This window comes from Nonomuraea sp. NPDC050451 (assembly GCF_044458585.1).
Genome location: NZ_JBITHZ010000022.1, coordinates 152,596 through 169,243 on the forward strand (window position 1 = coordinate 152,596; position 16,648 = coordinate 169,243).

Genomic DNA, 16,648 nt, shown 5'->3' on the forward strand with positions numbered 1-16,648 from the left:
CCGAAAACAGGCCGCCGAGCCTCAGCGGGCGAGCCGGCGTTTGCGTGGGTAGCGGACGGCCAGGCTGCCGTACTTCGTCCTGCCGCTGATCACCACGTGGACGGCGCCGGCGCGGGGCCTGCTCGGCACGTCGGAGGTGTGGACGTGGCCCCAGTCGCTGCGGAAGGCGTCCACGTTCACGACGGCGCCGTCCGGGAGGGTGATCTTGGCGGAGCCGTAGGCGAGGTCGAGCTCGATGTCCACCACCGGGTGGGTGATGACGGCCTCGGAGAGGTCCAGCTCGACGCTGCCGTACTTGGAGGTCGCCCGCAGCCGCCGGGGGACGGCCCAGTCGCCGGCGCGCTTGATGTGGCCGTTCTTCGACTCCAGCTCGACCACGTCGTCAACCTGTGGCTGATCGACGGGGAGATCGTCGATCAGGCCCAGCAGCTCGCCGTAGGTCCTCGCGGTGAGGGCGATCTCGAGACGGTCTTCGAGCTCCAGCTGGGTGAGCCGGCCTTCGGCGAAGGCGTGCTGGAGCTGCTGCGCGGTGCGCTCTCGGTCCTCATCGGACACTCGCATCTGCAATTGCGACATATCTTGAGCATAGGTGCGCAGCGCTCAGAACGGGAGTTGTCGGCCGGAAGGGGTGCGGAGATCAAGAGGGAGCGGCCCCCGGACGAGGCGGGGGCGGCGAACGACCCGGATTCGCTTCACGACAATTACGTACCCACCGGATTGCCGTGAAGTCATCTTCCTTGGGTAGCGTGAAATCTGATGTTGGCGGAACTGTTCACGCACCCGGCGCTCCTCTATCGGGGTGACCGGGAGTATGTGGCTGCCACCAGCGCGTTCGTCCGCGCGGGGCTGGCTCTGGACGAGCCGGTCGCGGTCGCGGTCCCGGCCCGGAATCTGGCCCTGATCGAGGCCGAGCTCGGCGACGACGCCAAGTCCGTGCTCCTGCTCGACATGCAGGAGGCCGGGCGCAACCCGGGGCGGATCATCCCCGCCGTGCTGCGCGACTTCGCCGACCGGCATCCCGGCGGGCACGTGCGGATCATCGGCGAGCCGATCTGGCCGGGGCGCACCGAGACCGAATACGGGGCCGCCGCGCAGCACGAGGCGCTGATCAACCTGTCGTTCGCGGGGCGCCGGGTCACGATCCTGTGCCCGTACGACGCCGACCGGCTCGCCCCCGAGGTCCTCCAGGAGGCGGAGCGCACCCACCCCGTGCTGCGCGACCTCTCGGGGGAGTGGGCCAGCGCCGAATACGCGCCCGAGCTGGTGGTCTCCGCGCACAACCGGCCGCTCGACGAGCCCGCCGACTTCGTCTCGCTGCGCTTCGACCGCACCAACCTGTCGGCGGCCCGCGGCCTGGCCGCGCGGCTGGCGGCGGAGATGGGGTTCTCCGGCGACCGGCTCGACGACATCCAGCTGACGGTGGCCGAGCTGGGCGCCAACAGCCTCGACCACGGCGGGGGCTCGGGCACGATCCGGGCCTGGGCCGAGGGCGGGCGGCTGGTGTGCGAGGTCACCGACGCGGGGCACATCACCGACCCGCTGGTGGGCCGCCGCCCGGTCGACCCGCGCCACTCGGGGTCGCGCGGGCTGCTGATCGTCAACCTCCTGAGCGACCTCGTACGCGTGCACACCCGCCCGGGGGCGACCGCCATCCGCGTCTACTTCGACGCGCCAGGCTCCGCCTGAGCCGGGCCCGCGCTGCTACGCCTCGATCTCCGACATATCCGGATAACGGGTGCCGACGACGGCGTCCGCCGGGACGGCGCGGGCCAGGGCGGCGAGCTGGCCGGCGGTCAGCGTGATGTCGGCCGCCGCCGCGTTCTCCTCCAGGTACTTCAGCCGCTTCGTCCCCGGGATCGGCACGACGTCGTCCCCCTGGGCCAGCACCCAGGCCAGCGCGAGCTGCGCGGCGGTGATCCCGGCGGCGTCGGCGATCTTCCGTACCTCCGCGACCAGCTCGGCGTTGCGCTCGGCGTTCTCGCCCGCGAGGCGCGGCATCCACCGGCGGACGTCGTCCTCGGGCAGCTCCTCCACGGGCGGCAGCGCGCCGGACAGGAAGCCGCGGCTGATCGGCGAGTACGCCACCAGCGCCACGCCCAGCTCCCTTGCCGCCGGCAGGATCTCCGCCTCCAGCCCCCGGGTGAACAGCGAGTACTCGCTCTGCAGGGCCGCGATCGGGTGGACGGCCGAGGCCCTGCGCAGGGTGTCCGCGCTCACCTCAGACAGCCCGAGATGGCGGACCTTGCCCTGCTCGACCAGCTCGGCCATCGCGCCGACCGACTCCTCGACGGGGACGTTCCTGTTGCGGCGGTGCATGTAGTACAGGTCGATGTGGTCCACGCCGAGGCGCCGGAGCGAGGCGTCGCAGGCGGCCCTGACGTACTCGGGGCTGTTCTCGACGGAGCGGGTGCCGCCGCCGCGCTTGACGCCGAACTTGGTGGCCAGCACCACCTCGTCCCGCCGGTCCTTGACGGCCCGGCCGACGAGCTCCTCGTTGGCTCCGAGCCCGTACGTGTCGGCCGTGTCCAGAAAATTCATGCCGAGGTCGAGTGCGCGGTGGATGACGGCGATCGACTCCTTCTCGTCGCCCGGGCCGTAGAAGTCGGACATGCCCATGCAGCCGAGGCCCAGCGCGGAGACCTGGGGGCCGCCGTTCCCTAGAGTGCGCTTCTTCATGTTTCCAGGTTCACCCCTGGAGCACGCACCAGGTCAAATCGGGTCAGGCACCCGTGACCCACCCTGAGGGGGGAGTCCCTACTCAGGGTCATGTCCGCGCAGGTGGCCGGGTGTCCTCAGGGTCGTTTCCGACCAAGGTATTAAGGGTTCGTTCAGGCTACTTCAGGGTCGATCTCCGATATTCCGCGAGGCCGCGTTCCACGAGCTTTGAGGCATGAAGGCATTGCTTGTCAGCGGATTCGCGTCCATCGGCACCGGAAGCGGCGCCATGCTCACCCTCCACGCGGAATCCGACCTCGACCCGTTGCACAGCGTCATCAGCGAGTACGCCTTCCAGGCGTCCGGCTGGTTGCTGCCCGCCTCGCTGACGTTGTTCGCGGTGGGCTCCGCGTTGATCGCCGAGGCGATGCGCCGGGCCGGGATGAGCCGCTGGGTCGTCGCGCTGCTGCTGGCGTGGGGGGCGAGCATGTTCCTGATCGGCGCCTTCCCCACCGACCGGCCGGGCGTGCCGCTGTCGTTGTCGGGTGGCATCCACCGGTACGCCGCCTTCGCCGCGTTCCTGGTGATGCCCGCGGCGGGGATGCTGCTGGCCAAGGCCAGGATCCGGTACGCCAGGGCGGTGCGGATCCTCAGCGCGGTGGCGCTCGGAGCCCTGCTGCTGGTCGTGGTCCCGTACGTGGTGCGGATGTTCGGCATCCCGCTGACCAACGACGACATCCCGGCCGGGCTGACCCAGCGGACCGTGGTGGTCACCGAGCTGGGCGTGCTGGCGCTGGCCGGGCTGTCGATGCTCAAGCCGCTGGCTCAGCGCTCCCAGGGCGGCTCCTCGCCCAGCTTGGCGTAGTAGCGCCCCAGGTGCCCCTTGACGCCTTCGATGTCCTTCTTCGGCAGATCGACCCCGCCCCTGGCGCCCTCCATGACCGCGGCCGCGGCGAACACGGCCCGCGGCACCGCCTTCAGCTCCCCGTTCACGACGTCGGCGATCGGCAGCTTGTACGCTCCGAACTCGTCGGCGTCGTCGGCGTCGTACCAGCTGAAGGCCTCGCGATATTTCGCGTTCGGCTTGTCCTCGGCGTCCGCCCACTTGCGCACCCGCTTGTCCGCCGCGGCGGCGTCCCACTCGCGGTCGCGCTGGGCGAGGGGCAGGTCGTGGAATCGCGTAACGGTCATATGGGCCGGCTACCCCTGACGCACGCGTGAAACGGCTTGCCCGGGAAAGAGGTAAGGGCCCGATCACGATGTGGGAGTGCTGAGATGACGATTTTGATTGCGTATGACGGTTCCGACGACTCCAAGGCCGCGATCGCCTTCGCGGGCGAGCTCCTGAAGGGGGAGCCCGCCGTGGTGCTGACGGTGTGGGAGCGGGCGGCGATGGCCTCGGCCCGGGCCTCCGCCGGGCTCATGATGGCGATCGACCAGCTGGGCACGGAGGACGCGGCGATCGAGGGGGCGATGCGGGAGCTCGCCCAGCACGGCGCGGACCTCGCCCGCAAGGCCGGCCTGGACGCCACCCCGCGGTGCGATCCGGACTCGGTGGCGGTGTGGTCGACGATCGTGGACGTGGCCGACGAGATCGGCGCCAGGCTCATCGTGACGGGGACGCGGGGGCTGGGCGGGGTGCGTTCGCTGCTGCTCGGCAGCACGTCCGACCGGGTGCTGCACCACGCGGGCCGGCCGGTGCTGGTCGTGCCCGCCCCCTCCACCGATGAGGACACCTGACGGCAGGCGTTCACCTCGCCGTCAGCGGGGCTGCCGGCCCTCGTGCCGGCCGGCGTCGTGGCGTACCGCAACGCCACCTCCTCGGCCCGCCTGGCCGTCCGGGTGGTCCGCCACCGCGCCGCGCGTTAACGGGTGGCCGGGGCGGGTGGACGTCGTTAGCATGGACGGCATGACGATCTCGCCGAAGATGATGGCCCCTTAGGGGGTTTCGTCGGCGACGTCCTGCTGAGGCCCTGCGACCCGGGGCCTCTCGTCGTGTTCGGGGCCCCTTGGAGGCACCTGATGTACCTCACGACGACCATCCCTTACGTCAACGCCCGACCTCACCTCGGGCACGCCCTGGAGCTCGTGCAGGCCGACGTGCTGGCCAGGCACCATCGGCGGCGCGGCGAGCCGGTGCGGTTCCAGACCGGGACCGACGACAACTCGCTGAAGAACGTGCTGGCCGCCGAGGCGGCGGGCGTGCCGGTGCGCGAGCTGGTGGACCGGAACGCGGCCGCTTTCGAGGGGCTGCGCGGGCCGCTGGACCTGTCGTTCGACTCGTTCATCCGGACGAGCACCCACCCCGGGCACCGGGCCGGGGTCGAGCGGATCTGGGAGGCGACCAGGCACGACCTCTACCAGCGGCACTACGAGGGGCTCTACTGCGTGGGCTGCGAGCAGTTCTACCCGGAAGGCCCCTGTCCCGACGGGCACGAGGCGCCGCTGCAGCGCGTGTCCGAGCAGAACTGGTTCTTCCGGCTCTCCAGCTACCAGGACGCCCTCAGCGAGCTCATCCGCAGCGAACGGCTCAGGATCGAGCCGGTCGCGCGGCGGAACGAGGTGCTGGCGTTCATCGAGGCCGGGCTGGACGACCTCAGCGTCTCGCGCTCCGCCGCCCGCGCCCGCGGGTGGGGGATCCCGGTCCCCGGCGACCCGGACCAGGTGGTGTACGTGTGGTGGGACGCGCTGGCCAACTACGTCACCGCGCTCGAAGGCGACGACTACGACCGCTGGTGGGTCTCCGAGCGGCGCAAGGTGCACCTGATGGGCAAGGGCGTGATCCGGTTCCACGCGGTGTACTGGCCGGCGATGCTCCTGTCCGCCGGGAAGCCGCTGCCCACGGGGATCTTCGTGCACGACTACCTCACGGTGGGCGGGCGCAAGATCAGCAAGTCGTCGGGCGACGCGGCCGATCCGGTGGCGCTCGTGGACGCGTACGGGGTCGATGCCGTGCGGTGGTGGCTGCTGCGCGAGGTGCCGCGCGTGGGCGACGCCGACTTCACCGAGGAACGGCTGGTCGCCAGGGCGGACGAGGACCTGGCCAACGGGCTGGGCAACCTGGTCAACCGGGTCGTCACCATGGTCCACCGCTTCCTGGACGGCCACGTACCCGCCGCCGGGGAGGAGCTGGCCGCGGTGCCGGTGGACGAGGCCCTGGAAGCATTCGATTTCCGGCGGGCGGCGGCGGCCGTCTGGACGCTCGTCGAGGAGGCCAACAGGTACGTCGAGCGGACCCAGCCGTGGCGGCAGTCCCGGGCCGGGCAGGAGGCCGCGCTGGGGACGCTGGTGCACGCGTGCCGGACGCTGGCCGTACAGCTGGAGCCCTTCCTGCCGACGGCGGCGGCGCGGGTGGCCGCGGCGGTCGCCGGCGAGCGGCTGCCCCGGCCCGAACCGCTGTTCCGCCGCCTCGCCACGGCTGGAGTGGCTGGTTGACGGAGGTCCGGAGGGGACTTACGGTGGCGCACACCGACCAGCCGGTATGGAGGCGACCATGGCCACCGTCCACACCATCCGCGGCCCCGTAGACGTCGACGAGCTCGGGCAGACACTCATGCACGAGCACGTGTTCGTCCTCGCCACCGAGCATCTCGACAACTACGGCAGAGGTGCCTGGTGGGACGAGGAGGCCCGGGTGGCGGACGCGGTCGCCAAGCTCAACGCGGTGGCCGCGAAAGGCGTGCGGACGATCGTCGACCCGACGGTGTGGGGCCTCGGCCGCTACGTCCCGCGCATCCAGCGCGTCGCCGAGCAGGTGCCCGGCCTGAACATCGTGGTCGCCACCGGCATCTACTCCTTCGAGGAGCTGCCCCACCAGTACGAGCACCGCGGCCCCGGCCTGTTCATCGACATGCCGGAGCCGATGGTCGACGACTTCGTCCGCGACCTCACCGAGGGCATCGCCGACACCGGCGTGAAGGCGGCGTTCCTCAAGTGCGTGGTCGAGCAGAAGGGCCTGACGCCCGGCGTCGAGCGCATCTGCCGGGCCGTCGCGCAGGCGCACCTGCGCACCGGCGCGCCGATCACCGTCCACACGAACTCCTTCACGCAGAGCGGCCTGATCGCGCTCGACCTGTTCGCCAAGGAGGGCGTCGACCTGGAGAAGGTGGTCGTCGGGCACGCGGGCGACAGCAACGACCTCGACTACCTCATGCGCCTGGCCGACACGGGCGCGACGCTGGGGATGGACCGGTTCGGGCTGGACCCGTACAACCCGACCGCGCAGCGCGTGGCCACGGTCGCCGAGCTCTGCCGCCGCGGATACGCCGACCGCATGGTCCTCAGCCACGACACGGCCTGCTTCATGGACTACTTCGGCGGGGCTTGGGAGGAGGCCCGCTCAACGCTCGCGCCGAACTGGCGCTACGATCACATCCACGACGATGTCTTGGCCGCACTGCTGGACTCGGGTGTGACCGACGACCAGATTGAGCAGATGCTGGTGTTCAACCCGAAGCGCTACTTCTCGTAAAGTAGTCGGATCGGGCAAGCAATGCAGGTAGGTGGAGCTGGGTGACTTCGGAGCAGGCCTTGTCGATAAGCCTCGGCCTCCAGGGACCCTGTGTCATCGCGCGACTGACGGGGGACTTCGACTTCGGGTCCGCCGCGGAGGTCCGCGACCGCGTCACCAAGGCCCTCGACCTCACCCAGCCCCCGATGCTCGTCATCGACATGCAGGCGGTCAGCGTCTGCGACTCCTCCGGCCTTTCCGTGCTGGTCTACCTGCACAAGGCCGTCACCGCCTCGGGCGGGCGGCTGCTGCTGTCGGGGCTGAACGGGCGGTGCAAGCACCTGTTCGCGATCACGGCGCTCGACAAGTTCTTCGACATCCGCAGCACGGCCGAGCTGGCCATCGCCGAGCTCAACGAGCCTGGGGGCTTCACCGCGTAGCCCCCTGGCCTCGCGGGATAAGGCCGACATAAACGGATAACCGTTTCATATCGGATCTTCTTTACCAAATGTTGGTAGTGTCGGCTTCCTGATAGTAGTCGGACAAGCACGAGCCGCTGCCAAGAGGGGGGAGCGGCTTCTCTTTACCCAGGGGGCAAAATGATCAAGAGCCTCGCCGGCACGGTGTTAGTCGCGGCCACCGCGGCCACGCTCATGGCGGCACCCGCCAGCGCGTCGGCATCCACGGCGGAGTCGACGGCGACCACCGCCAGCGCGCAGCTCATCCGCACCAGGGTCTACTTCGGCCGGTGCAAGGACACGTGCCTGATCAAGGTCCGCGTCCGGAACGTCTCGTACCGGACGCTCTACAACGTCAAGCTCAACGCGCGTCTCAGGGTCAACGGCCGGAGCGTCGGAACGTGCTACGACTACGTCGGCACCATCCGTTCGCGCGGGCTCAAGTGGGCTTCCTGCACCGTGCGGACCCGGGCCCTGTCTCAGTCGTACAACAACTGGCTGGACGGTTACGCCAGCTTCAACCGCTACGCCAACACGTACGTCTCGTACAGGTACTACCGCTGAGCGGGCGCCAGGGGCCGGGCCGACCCCCGGCTGGGCCCCTGGCTCACGCGGTGACGAGGAGTGCTACCCCGATCAGCACCGCGACCGGAACGAGCCACATCACGGCCTCGACAGCGAACTCCTTGTACATCGCGCAAATCTCCTAACAACGGCTCGAGTACGTCACTGCGCAGCATAGCGGCCCGCGCCGCCTGCTCGATCCCGGATCAGGCCGTGACGGCGCCGTCCGAGGCGGAAGCCACCGTCGCCATGTACTTGGTCAGCACCCCCCGCTCGACCTCTCTCTCGGGCCGCTGCCACGAGGCCCGGCGCAGCGCCAGCTCCTCCTCCGGCACCACCAGCTCGATCGTCCCCGCCGCGCTGTCGATGACCACCGTGTCGCCGTCGCGCACCAGCGCGATCGGCCCGCCGTGGTACGCCTCCGGCGCCACGTGCCCGATCACGCGCCCGTGCGAGACCCCGCTGAACCGCCCGTCGGTGACCAGCGCCACCGAGGCCCCGAGGCCGCGGCCGACCAGCGGGCCAGTGATCGAGAGCATCTCCTGCATGCCGGGGCCGCCCGCGGGGCCCTCGTAACGCAGGACGATGACGTCGCCGGGCACGATGTGACCCTCCTGGATGGCGACGTAGCAGTCTTTCTCCGAGTCGAACACCTTGGCCGGGCCCTCGTGGCGGAAGTCGTCCTTGCCGCCCAGCTTGAGCACGCAGCCGTCGGGCGCGAGCGAGCCGCGCAGGATGGCCAGCGCGCCACGCGGCTTGAACGGCTCCGCCACGCTCGCCACCACCTCCTGCCCCGGCGTCTCCTCGGCGTCGGCCGCGACCTCCGCCAGCGTGCGGCCGTCCACCAGCGTGGCGTTCTCGCGCAGCAGCCCGGCCTCCAGCAGGCGGCGCACCACCAGCGAGGTGCCGCCGGCCCGCCACAGGTCCAGGGCCGTGTGGTCGCCGCCGCTCGGCTTGAGCCCCGTGATGATCGGGACCTGGCGGCAGACCTCGCCGATCTCGTCGATGCGCAGCGGCAGCCCCGCCTCGCGGGCGATGGCCAGCAGGTGCAGGACGGCGTTGGTGGAGCCGCCCATGGCCGCGACCGAGACGATCGCGTTGTGCAGGGCGTCCTCGGTCAGCACCCGCGAGGGGCGGGCGTCGCGGGCCAGCGCCTCCATGGCGATCTCGCCGACGCGCCGGGCCGCGGCGTTCTTCTCCTCCGCCACCGCCGGGATGTCACCCACCCCGAACGGCGCCAGGCCGAGGAAGTCGGCGACGCTGCCCATGGTGTTGGCGGTGTACTGGGCGGCGCAGGTGCCGGCGCCCGGGCAGGCGTGCTTGGCCAGGTCGTCCAGCTCCGCCTGGTCGAGGCGGCCGACGGCGCGCTCGCCGAGGGCCTCCCACATGTCCTGGATCGTGACGTCGCGCCCGCGCCACCTGCCGGGCATCATCGTGCCGCTGTAGAGGACGACGGAGGGCACGTCCAGGCGGGCCAACGCCATGATCCCGGCCGGCACGGTCTTGTCGCAGCCCACGATGACCACCAGCGCGTCGAAGCCGTGCGCGCGGCCCATGAGCTCGATCGAGTCGGCGATGACCTCGCGGCTGACCAGCGACGCGCGCATGCCGGGGGTGTGCATCGTGAGGTTGTCGGAGACCGCGATGGTGTTGAACTCCATCGGCGTGCCGCCCGCCGCGCGCACCCCCTCGGCCACGTGGGCGGCCAGTTCGCGGTGGGTGAGGTTGCACGGCATCGTGCCGGTCCAGGTGGAGGCGATGCCGACCACCGGGCGGCGCATGTCCTCCTCCGACCAGCCCATGGCGTACAAGTGGGAGCGGGCCGGTGCGCGGTCGGGGTCGTCGGCGATGCTCAAGGCGCTGTCCTTCGTCGTGCGGGTCGTTACACCTCCATGATCCCGCGCTCACTGTTCGCGCATGCGCCAGGGGGACCCGTACTCCACCAGGAGGTCCAGGAACGGGCCCGGCTCGAACGCCTCGGGCCCCAGCACGCCCGTGCCCTTCCAGACCCCGTTCGCCATCAGTTCCAGGGCGACGACCGGGTTGACGGCGGTCTGCCAGACCACGGCCTGGGAGCCGTACTCGCGCATCGACCACTGGTTGTCCACCACGTGGTAGAGGTACACCTCGCGGGGCCGCCCGTCCTTGACGCCCTTCACCCAGGTCCCGGCGCAGGTCTTGCCCCGCATGCGGTCGCCGAGGCCCGCCGGGTCGGGCAGCACGGCGGCCACCACGTCGCGCGGCGACACCCTGGCGGTGCCGTCGTCGGTCCTGACCGCGACCGGCTCGGTGCGGTCCACGCCGAGCGCGTGCAGGGTCTTGAGCTTGCCGATGAAGTCCTCGCCGAGCCCGTACTTGAAGGTGACCCGCTGCGCCGGGATCCACCGGGGGACCAGCACGACCTCCTCGTGCTCGACGTTGACGCACTCCACGGGGCCGATCCCGTCGGGGAAGTCGAAGATCTCGGGCTCGCTGAACGGCTCGGTGGTGTACCAGCCGCGGTCCTTCTCGTAGATGACCGGCGGGTTGAGGCACTCCTCGATGGTGGTCCAGATGTTGAACGACGGGGCGAACTCGTAGCCGTCGACGGTCAGGTTGGCGCCGTCCCTGATGCCGATCTCCTCGATCTCGTCGAAGAGCTCGTCGGCGGCGTAGCGGGCGAAGACGTCGGCCAGGCCGGGCTCCACGCCCATGCCGACCAGCGCCAGCCGGCCCTTCGAGGCCCACTCGGCGGCGCGGGCGAACTGGTCGTCGCCCAGCTTGACCCCCACCTCCTCGTACGGGCGGTCGGGGTGCGGCCTGGACATCGACATCGCCATGTCGAGGTAGTCGGCGTCGGCCGCGAGGGCCGCGTCGAACAGCGGCAGCACGAATCGGGGGTCGGTGGCGTTCAGGAGGACGTCGCACCGATGCTCTTTCAGCAGCGCGGTGACCGCGGCCCGGTCGGCCGCGTCGATCTTGACTGGGGTGAACCGGTCCGCCTGCTCGCCCAGGGCGGCGACGGCGGCCTTGGCGCGGGGGAGGTCGTAGTCGGCGACCACCATGTGGTCGAGGAACGGCCGGCGGCCGGCGATCCGGGTGATGGCGGTTCCCACGCCGCCGGCTCCGATGAGAAGGATACGCATGACGATAAGTCCCCTTTTAATGCCGTTTTGGGGGGTGTGTCGAGAATTCAACTTGGATAGGGTCGTCAACGTCAATGGCGTTGGCATAAGGGAGCCGTACTCGTGGCCAAGCGAGTGGTGCCGGAGGCGGCGCGCAGGCGCCGCCGCCCGACCAAACAAGGGCAGGTCCTCAACCACCAGCTGATCGTGGAGACCGCGCTCCGCATGCTCCGCGAGCACGGGGCGGCGGGGCTGTCCGCCCGCCGCCTGGGCCTGGCGTTGGGCGCGGACGCCAGCACGGTCTACCGCTATTTCCGCGGCATGGACGACCTGGTGCTGGCGATCGCGGACGAGCTGTTCGGCACCGCGATGGCCGACTGGCGGCCTACCGGCGACTGGCGCGCCGACCTGCGCGACCTCGGCCTGCGCATCCACCACGCGTACCTGGCGCATCCGCAGGCCGCGGTGCTGACCGCCAGCCGGGTCACCGGCCGGCCGAACGAGGTGGCCGGTGACGAGACCATCCTCGGCATCCTGCGCGGTGCCGGGTTCGCGGACGGGGACGCGGTGCGGATCTATCACGCGTTCATCGACCAGAGCCTGGCCTTCGCCATCCTCGACGCCGCCACGCTGGCCCTGCCCAAGGCGGCGCGGGAGGCGGACGAGGAGGTGTGGCAGGCCACCTACGCCCGGCTGCCCGCCCGTACGCACCCGAACATCGCCGCGACGGCGCCGCTGCTGGTGGCCCAGATGAACGACAGCGCCTACCCCACGGCCCTCGACATGCTCCTGTCCAGCGCGTCCGCGCAGCTCAGGTGAGCAGGGCCCGGATCTGCTCGGTGCCGCCGTTCCTGAGCCAGGTGGGGAAGTCCAGGAGGCCGGGGTGGCGTTCGCGCAACGCCGCGATGTCGGCGCGCCACAGCCCGCGCTCGTCGGCGAAGGCGCGTTCGGCCTCCGGACCGAGTTCGCCGACGGGGAGCTGCCGGTAGGCGATCTCGCGCCCGACGCTCCGGCTGATCAGCTCCACTGTTTGCCTGGGGGTCAGCTCGTCCCCGGCGATCTCGATCGCCTGCCCGAGGTGGTCCTGCGGGTGGGAGAAGGCGAGGCGGGCGAAGACGCCGATGTCGGCGGCGGCGATGAGCTGCACCGGCGTGTCCGGGCCGAAGAGGTGCCGGAGCTCGCCGTCGGCGATCCCGCCGAAGGGCAGGCCGGGAATGGTGTGGTTCTCCATGAACCGGACCGGCCGCAGGATCGTCGCGGGCAGGCCGGCCGCGCGGATGTGCTGCTCGATCTGCCATTTGTTGTCCCAGTACGGCAGGCCGGCGCCCCGGTCGGCACCCCCGACCGAGGCGAACACGAAGTGGGAGATTCCGGCCGTGGTGGCGGTGTCGACGAGGGCGCGGCCGCGGCGGATCTCCCGGTCGAGGTCGTCGTCGTCGGGCGTGACGCCGAAGACGCCGTACGCGCCGGCCGCCGCCTGCGCGAGCGAGCCGGCGTCGTCGAGGTCCCCGACGCGTAGCTCGGCGCCCTTCGCTTTCAGCGCCTGGGCCGCCGGGGCGTCCGGGTCGCGGACGAGGGCGCGTACCGGCCAGCCGGAGGCCAGCAGCTGGGCACGCGCGGGGATCGCGCATGCGGCAATGTATCGGGGGCTGGCCACCTCATGCGCAGCATCGAGGACGAGATCTCGGAACCGCACGCCGCCTGCCAGGCGGTGCTGACCACCGGCGAACGGCTCCTCGAACGCGCGCAGGCGGCCGTCGCCGTACGCCCCCGACGCGACCGTCTCGGACTTCTACCGGTTTCGTCCGCAGTGCTCCGGTCTTCAGGCCGGGTGAAGTGGACCGGCCCGTGTAGCGGGCCAGGAAGAGTCGATTCGCCGTCAGGCGGACCGGCATTCACTTGATTCAGACCGGTCGTTTCTGCTGCTCGATGTACTGGCGCAGGAAAGTGAGGGGCGCGCCGCCCACCGACCCGGCGAAATACGAGCCGGACCAGAAGCGCCCACCCCACAGATACTGGCGAACATGAGGGGCGTACTCCTTGCGAAGTAGGCGTGCCGAGACGCCCTTGAGGCTGTTGACGAGTTTGGACACAGTGACCTTGGGCGGGTAGTGGATGAGTAGGTGCACGTGGTCGTGCTCGCCGTTGAACTCACGGAGTTCGACTTCGAAGTCGGCGCAGACCTCGCGCATGATCTCCTCGCATCGGGTCAGCATTTCGTCAGTGAAGACCCCACGTCGGTATTTCGTGACGAACACCAAATGGACATGGAGGTTGTGGACGACATGTCGTCCGGTGCGTACATCAGGATTCGGTTCCCATCGCGGTGACATAAACCAAAAGCTACGATCACGTTGTGGAGAAGGAGAACCGGGCCAGGGCGCATGTGGCGCGGCTTGACCTAAGTACGGCGCAGGTTGCCGTGCTGGACGGCCAAGCACACACCGCCCGCGCGTTGTGGAACCTGCTGCACGAGTACTTCACCTTCCGCCAGGGCCGCTTTGCCACCGTGAAGGAGTGTGACGAGGCGATCCGAGCGGCGCGCAAACAGATCGACTGGATGGGGCAGTTGCCCGCCCAGGCCGCTCAGGCGGTGTTGAAGGCCTACCGGCAAGCCTGGGCCAACTACCTCAACCCCGATCATCGGGCGCGACGCCCGGCGTTCAAGACGCGCCGCTTTCGGATGGCGGTGGATGTGCCCCAAGCCCGCGATTTGCAGATCAAACGGTTGAACCGGCGGTGGGGCGCGATCAACCTGCCGAAAGTTGGCCGGGTCCGCTTCCGGTGGACCAAAGACCTGCCCGGTGTTGTCAAGGGGGGCGCGAGTGGGCGGGTGACCGGGGCCAGGTTGGTCAAGGACGCCTTCGGCTGGCAGATCATATTCCGGACCGAAATCCCGCATGCGGTCCCCGCCTCACATCGGGGTGAGCGGGTCGGCATCGATCGGGGTGTCACGGTGGCGTTGGCGTTGTCGGACGCCACGACCCGCGAACACGGTCCGTGGCTGAGCGGCGGGGAGCGGGAACGCCTGCGCCGGTTGGAGAAGAAGGCCGCCCGCCAGAGGGCATCCCACCGGAGGGGGGAACCCCGCTCCCAGCGCATCAGCCGCACCTACGGCCAGATCGCCAGGCTTCGCGCGACAGCCAAGCGCAGGGCCATCGACTGGCAGCACCAGACCACCACCGAACTCGCCGGCACCTTCGGTGTGATCGTGGTAGAGGATCTGCGGGTCATTAACATGGTCCGCTCGGTGAAAGGCGCCGCACAGGCGCCCGGCCGCAACGTTGCCCAAAAGGCCGGGCTGAACCGGGCCATCAGCGAACAGGCGTGGGGCCGCACCGTGACCCTGCTCGCCTACAAGGCCACTGATCGTGGCGGCCAGGTGGTGAAGGTTCCCGCCGCGGGGACGTCGCAGACCTGCCACCGGTGTGGGCATCGTGACCCGGCCGCCCGTGTCAGCCAGGCGGTGTTCTCCTGCACCAGCCCGGCCTGCGGCTGGATCGGCAACGCCGACCACAATGCCGCGATCAATATCGAAAACGCCGCAGGGACTGCGGTGTCAGGACGTGGAGACTTCGGGGTTACCCGGTCGGTGAAGCGTCAACCCCCGTACGCCGCTTAACCGCGACGCGACGGGAGAATCTCCGGCCTTCGGGCCGGGGCGGAGTTCAAACCTTGATCAACGCGCTTTCGGGCGGGCAAGCAGACGACGCCCGAACAGGGGGAGCGGCTGCTGACCTTCGCCATCGACGGACTGCGGCTCCCCGAGCGGCCGTAGCTGAGGGCCACCGACGGCCGCATCCGGATATGGCGGGCGTCCCCCTGTGGAAGCATCAGAACGCCGGCGTATCTCTGAGGCGCTGACTTCACGCCGTTGGCCTTCGCCAACGTCTTCCGGATCGGGTACCGGAACGCCGACGTACCTCCGAGGGCGCCGGGACGTCGGCGTCAGAGGCGGTTCTTGGCGATGCGCTTGCCGAGGCTGGCCAGGGACTCGTCGGCCATGAGAGCGGGCAGCCGGGGCGCGTCCGCCTCGACCTGGGCGAGCACCGCGGGATGCGCTCCGCAGAACCGGCTCCAGGCCCGCACCACCTCCGGCATCGCCGCGATCCCCGCCTCCGACAGGATGGCCTCCCTGGGCAACCAGGACGTCAGGAACTGGGTGACCCGCGCCGGGCTCCACCACAGAGGACGATCGCCCACGAACTCGGCGAGCTTCTCGAACGCCTCCCGCGCTCCCGGCAGGTCCGGCAGCTCGCCGAACCGGCTCACGGTGTCGTCGGGCGCCGCACGTACGAGATCGGGCACCGCGCGGGCCCTGGAGATCGCTACCGGCCGCACGGCGGGCAGCGTGTCCGCGACCAGCGCCCCCATGATCCGGTCACCCAGCTCGAACGCGTCCAGCATCCGCCCCGCGACCGCCCCCGGCTCCTCGGCCCGCAGGCCCAGGTCGTCGAGGAACTTCACCTCCTCGGCCACCGCGTCCACCGCCAGGCCGCCGTTCACCTGGTCGATGGCGACGACGAGGAGGTGCGGCTCCTTGCCGTTCTCGTACCGGAACGACAGGGCCGCGAGGGTCTGCTCGCCGTACGGGTCCGCCTTGCCGTACCAGCCGCCCTCACACGTAACCCGCCCCATCCGCCGCACCCACCCGGGCAGCGTCTCCAGGACACCGTCAGCGGCCCTCACGTACACACTCACCGCCGCCCGAGCCTCAGCGCTTGCATCGCTCCGGGGCCCTACGCCGGACGCCGGACCTGCGTCGGATGCGGGCCGGGTGTCGGACGTGGGGACTGCGTCGGACGTGGGCCGTGCGTCGGACGTGGGGCGTGCGTCGGCGGCCGGGTCGACCGCCGCCAGGGCCGCGAGCGTGAGTCGAGCCTCCGCGCTGCCGTCTTCGGACAGTTGCCGCAGGAAGGGCTCCACCTGGTCCGGCTCGAGATCCGCGGCGAGCCGCGCCGCCCACAGCTCGGTCCTCAGCGGCGAGCACCATCGGAGGAGGTCGCGGGCCTGGGCGATGGCTGTGGTGAAGGCTGTCGTGCTCACCCTTCGACCGTATCGCCCCAACCCGCCCTCAGCGCGCGTCGGCACACTGCCCGGCACCCGGACCACGCGGTGGCATGGGGAGGCGGCGGCGCCGGAGCGCGATCCGGACGCGACGGCCTCCTCCACACGACCGGCCGGAGCCAGCTGAGGGCACGACCCCTCTTCCGACCCGAGCGTCCTGTGGTGGCCGCAGCTGCGGTCCCCGTACGGGCGCGGCGCGTGTCCGACGGCGGCCTGGGCTGGGTGCGGCGCTTCTGGGCTGGCTGGGGCTGCGGTCCGGGTGTGGTGCGTCTCCAGCGCGTGTCCGGCGGGCGGCCAAGGGTCGGGTGGGTGTGCGGCGGCGAGCCGACTGCGTCGGAGGGAGGGCCGTC

At 70.6% G+C, this 16,648-nt stretch carries 17 protein-coding genes; 9 read left to right on the forward strand and 8 right to left on the reverse strand.

The features are described 5' to 3' along the window. Positions 1 to 21: 21 nt before the first annotated feature. On the reverse strand, positions 22 to 576 hold the full coding sequence (locus ACIBI9_RS44115; RefSeq protein WP_397231810.1) for a DUF1707 domain-containing protein: 555 nt from the start codon (positions 574 to 576) through the stop codon (positions 22 to 24). A gap of 180 nt (positions 577 to 756) precedes the next feature. Here ACIBI9_RS44115 and ACIBI9_RS44120 point away from each other — a divergent pair, with 180 nt between their 5' ends. Beyond that, complete coding sequence (locus ACIBI9_RS44120; RefSeq protein WP_397231812.1) at positions 757 to 1,686, forward strand: anti-sigma factor RsbA family regulatory protein; 930 nt, start codon at positions 757 to 759, stop codon at positions 1,684 to 1,686. A 15-nt stretch (positions 1,687 to 1,701) separates the two neighbouring features. On the opposite strand, the gene ACIBI9_RS44125 is transcribed toward ACIBI9_RS44120, so the two are convergent. Next, entirely contained in the window at positions 1,702 to 2,676 is a 975-nt protein-coding gene (locus ACIBI9_RS44125) for an aldo/keto reductase (RefSeq protein WP_397231814.1), read from the reverse strand. Between the two features lie 214 nt (positions 2,677 to 2,890). On the opposite strand from ACIBI9_RS44125, the gene ACIBI9_RS44130 reads away from it, so the two are divergent. Next, positions 2,891 to 3,520, forward strand: coding sequence for a DUF998 domain-containing protein (locus tag ACIBI9_RS44130; protein WP_397231816.1), 630 nt, complete (start codon positions 2,891 to 2,893; stop codon positions 3,518 to 3,520). Here the strand turns inward: ACIBI9_RS44130 and ACIBI9_RS44135 are convergent. Continuing rightward, the gene (locus ACIBI9_RS44135) at positions 3,481 to 3,846 is read right to left on the reverse strand and encodes a hypothetical protein (protein ID WP_397231818.1); all 366 of its coding nucleotides are present in this window, start codon (positions 3,844 to 3,846) and stop codon (positions 3,481 to 3,483) included. The genes ACIBI9_RS44130 and ACIBI9_RS44135 overlap by 40 nt on opposite strands. An 84-nt stretch (positions 3,847 to 3,930) precedes the next feature. Here ACIBI9_RS44135 and ACIBI9_RS44140 point away from each other — a divergent pair, with 84 nt between their 5' ends. The 5 genes from ACIBI9_RS44140 (at position 3,931) to ACIBI9_RS44160 (ending at position 8,127) form a co-directional block, all read left to right on the forward strand. Further along, the gene (locus tag ACIBI9_RS44140; protein ID WP_397231819.1) at positions 3,931 to 4,395 is read left to right on the forward strand and encodes a universal stress protein; all 465 of its coding nucleotides are present in this window, start codon (positions 3,931 to 3,933) and stop codon (positions 4,393 to 4,395) included. A gap of 282 nt (positions 4,396 to 4,677) precedes the next feature. Next, on the forward strand, positions 4,678 to 6,090 hold the full coding sequence (gene metG / locus ACIBI9_RS44145; protein WP_397231821.1) for a methionine--tRNA ligase: 1,413 nt from the start codon (positions 4,678 to 4,680) through the stop codon (positions 6,088 to 6,090). A 58-nt stretch (positions 6,091 to 6,148) separates the two neighbouring features. After that, positions 6,149 to 7,126, forward strand: a complete 978-nt coding sequence (locus ACIBI9_RS44150; RefSeq protein ID WP_397231823.1) for a phosphotriesterase — start codon at positions 6,149 to 6,151, stop codon at positions 7,124 to 7,126. Positions 7,127 to 7,167: 41 nt separating this feature from the next. Beyond that, positions 7,168 to 7,545, forward strand: coding sequence for an STAS domain-containing protein (locus ACIBI9_RS44155; RefSeq protein ID WP_397231825.1), 378 nt, complete (start codon positions 7,168 to 7,170; stop codon positions 7,543 to 7,545). A gap of 159 nt (positions 7,546 to 7,704) precedes the next feature. Further along, positions 7,705 to 8,127, forward strand: coding sequence for a hypothetical protein (locus ACIBI9_RS44160; RefSeq protein WP_397231827.1), 423 nt, complete (start codon positions 7,705 to 7,707; stop codon positions 8,125 to 8,127). A gap of 206 nt (positions 8,128 to 8,333) precedes the next feature. Here the strand turns inward: ACIBI9_RS44160 and ilvD are convergent, their stop codons facing one another. After that, entirely contained in the window at positions 8,334 to 9,983 is a 1,650-nt protein-coding gene (ilvD, locus tag ACIBI9_RS44165) for a dihydroxy-acid dehydratase (RefSeq protein ID WP_397231829.1), read from the reverse strand. Positions 9,984 to 10,031: 48 nt separating this feature from the next. Further along, the gene (locus ACIBI9_RS44170; RefSeq protein WP_397231831.1) at positions 10,032 to 11,252 is read right to left on the reverse strand and encodes a saccharopine dehydrogenase family protein; all 1,221 of its coding nucleotides are present in this window, start codon (positions 11,250 to 11,252) and stop codon (positions 10,032 to 10,034) included. Positions 11,253 to 11,354: 102 nt separating this feature from the next. Between ACIBI9_RS44170 and ACIBI9_RS44175 the strand changes: the two genes are divergently transcribed. After that, positions 11,355 to 12,050, forward strand: a complete 696-nt coding sequence (locus tag ACIBI9_RS44175; RefSeq protein ID WP_397231833.1) for a TetR/AcrR family transcriptional regulator — start codon at positions 11,355 to 11,357, stop codon at positions 12,048 to 12,050. Here the strand turns inward: ACIBI9_RS44175 and ACIBI9_RS44180 are convergent. Next, positions 12,043 to 12,888: an NmrA/HSCARG family protein gene (locus ACIBI9_RS44180; protein WP_397231835.1), complete on the reverse strand. Its 846-nt coding sequence runs from the start codon at positions 12,886 to 12,888 to the stop codon at positions 12,043 to 12,045. The two genes, ACIBI9_RS44175 and ACIBI9_RS44180, sit on opposite strands and share 8 nt — an antisense overlap. Positions 12,889 to 13,135: 247 nt before the next feature. After that, positions 13,136 to 13,564 carry an IS200/IS605 family transposase gene (gene tnpA, locus ACIBI9_RS44185; RefSeq protein WP_397231837.1) on the reverse strand — a complete coding sequence of 143 codons (429 nt, stop codon included), beginning with the start codon at positions 13,562 to 13,564 and terminating at the stop codon, positions 13,136 to 13,138. 23 nt (positions 13,565 to 13,587) lie between these two features. On the opposite strand from tnpA, the gene ACIBI9_RS44190 reads away from it, so the two are divergent. Further along, positions 13,588 to 14,853: an RNA-guided endonuclease InsQ/TnpB family protein gene (locus ACIBI9_RS44190; RefSeq protein WP_397231839.1), complete on the forward strand. Its 1,266-nt coding sequence runs from the start codon at positions 13,588 to 13,590 to the stop codon at positions 14,851 to 14,853. A gap of 326 nt (positions 14,854 to 15,179) precedes the next feature. On the opposite strand, the gene ACIBI9_RS44195 is transcribed toward ACIBI9_RS44190, so the two are convergent. Beyond that, the gene (locus tag ACIBI9_RS44195; RefSeq protein ID WP_397231841.1) at positions 15,180 to 16,277 is read right to left on the reverse strand and encodes a hypothetical protein; all 1,098 of its coding nucleotides are present in this window, start codon (positions 16,275 to 16,277) and stop codon (positions 15,180 to 15,182) included. Between the last annotated feature and the right edge of the window lie 371 nt (positions 16,278 to 16,648).

Bases quoted from the DNA above. Each gene is read 5' to 3' on its own strand.
- ACIBI9_RS44140 (WP_397231819.1), top strand. From the start codon at position 3,931: ATGACGATTTTGATTGCGTATGACGGTTCCGACGACTCCAAGGCCGCG.
- ACIBI9_RS44150 (WP_397231823.1), top strand. From the start codon at position 6,149: ATGGCCACCGTCCACACCATCCGCGGCCCCGTAGACGTCGACGAGCTC.
- ACIBI9_RS44170 (WP_397231831.1), bottom strand. From the start codon at position 11,252: ATGCGTATCCTTCTCATCGGAGCCGGCGGCGTGGGAACCGCCATCACC.
- ACIBI9_RS44115 (WP_397231810.1), bottom strand. From the start codon at position 576: ATGTCGCAATTGCAGATGCGAGTGTCCGATGAGGACCGAGAGCGCACC.
- ACIBI9_RS44125 (WP_397231814.1), bottom strand. From the start codon at position 2,676: ATGAAGAAGCGCACTCTAGGGAACGGCGGCCCCCAGGTCTCCGCGCTG.
- ACIBI9_RS44130 (WP_397231816.1), top strand. From the start codon at position 2,891: ATGAAGGCATTGCTTGTCAGCGGATTCGCGTCCATCGGCACCGGAAGC.
- ACIBI9_RS44120 (WP_397231812.1), top strand. From the start codon at position 757: ATGTTGGCGGAACTGTTCACGCACCCGGCGCTCCTCTATCGGGGTGAC.
- tnpA (WP_397231837.1), bottom strand. From the start codon at position 13,564: ATGTCACCGCGATGGGAACCGAATCCTGATGTACGCACCGGACGACAT.
- ACIBI9_RS44160 (WP_397231827.1), top strand. From the start codon at position 7,705: ATGATCAAGAGCCTCGCCGGCACGGTGTTAGTCGCGGCCACCGCGGCC.
- ACIBI9_RS44135 (WP_397231818.1), bottom strand. From the start codon at position 3,846: ATGACCGTTACGCGATTCCACGACCTGCCCCTCGCCCAGCGCGACCGC.
- metG (WP_397231821.1), top strand. From the start codon at position 4,678: ATGTACCTCACGACGACCATCCCTTACGTCAACGCCCGACCTCACCTC.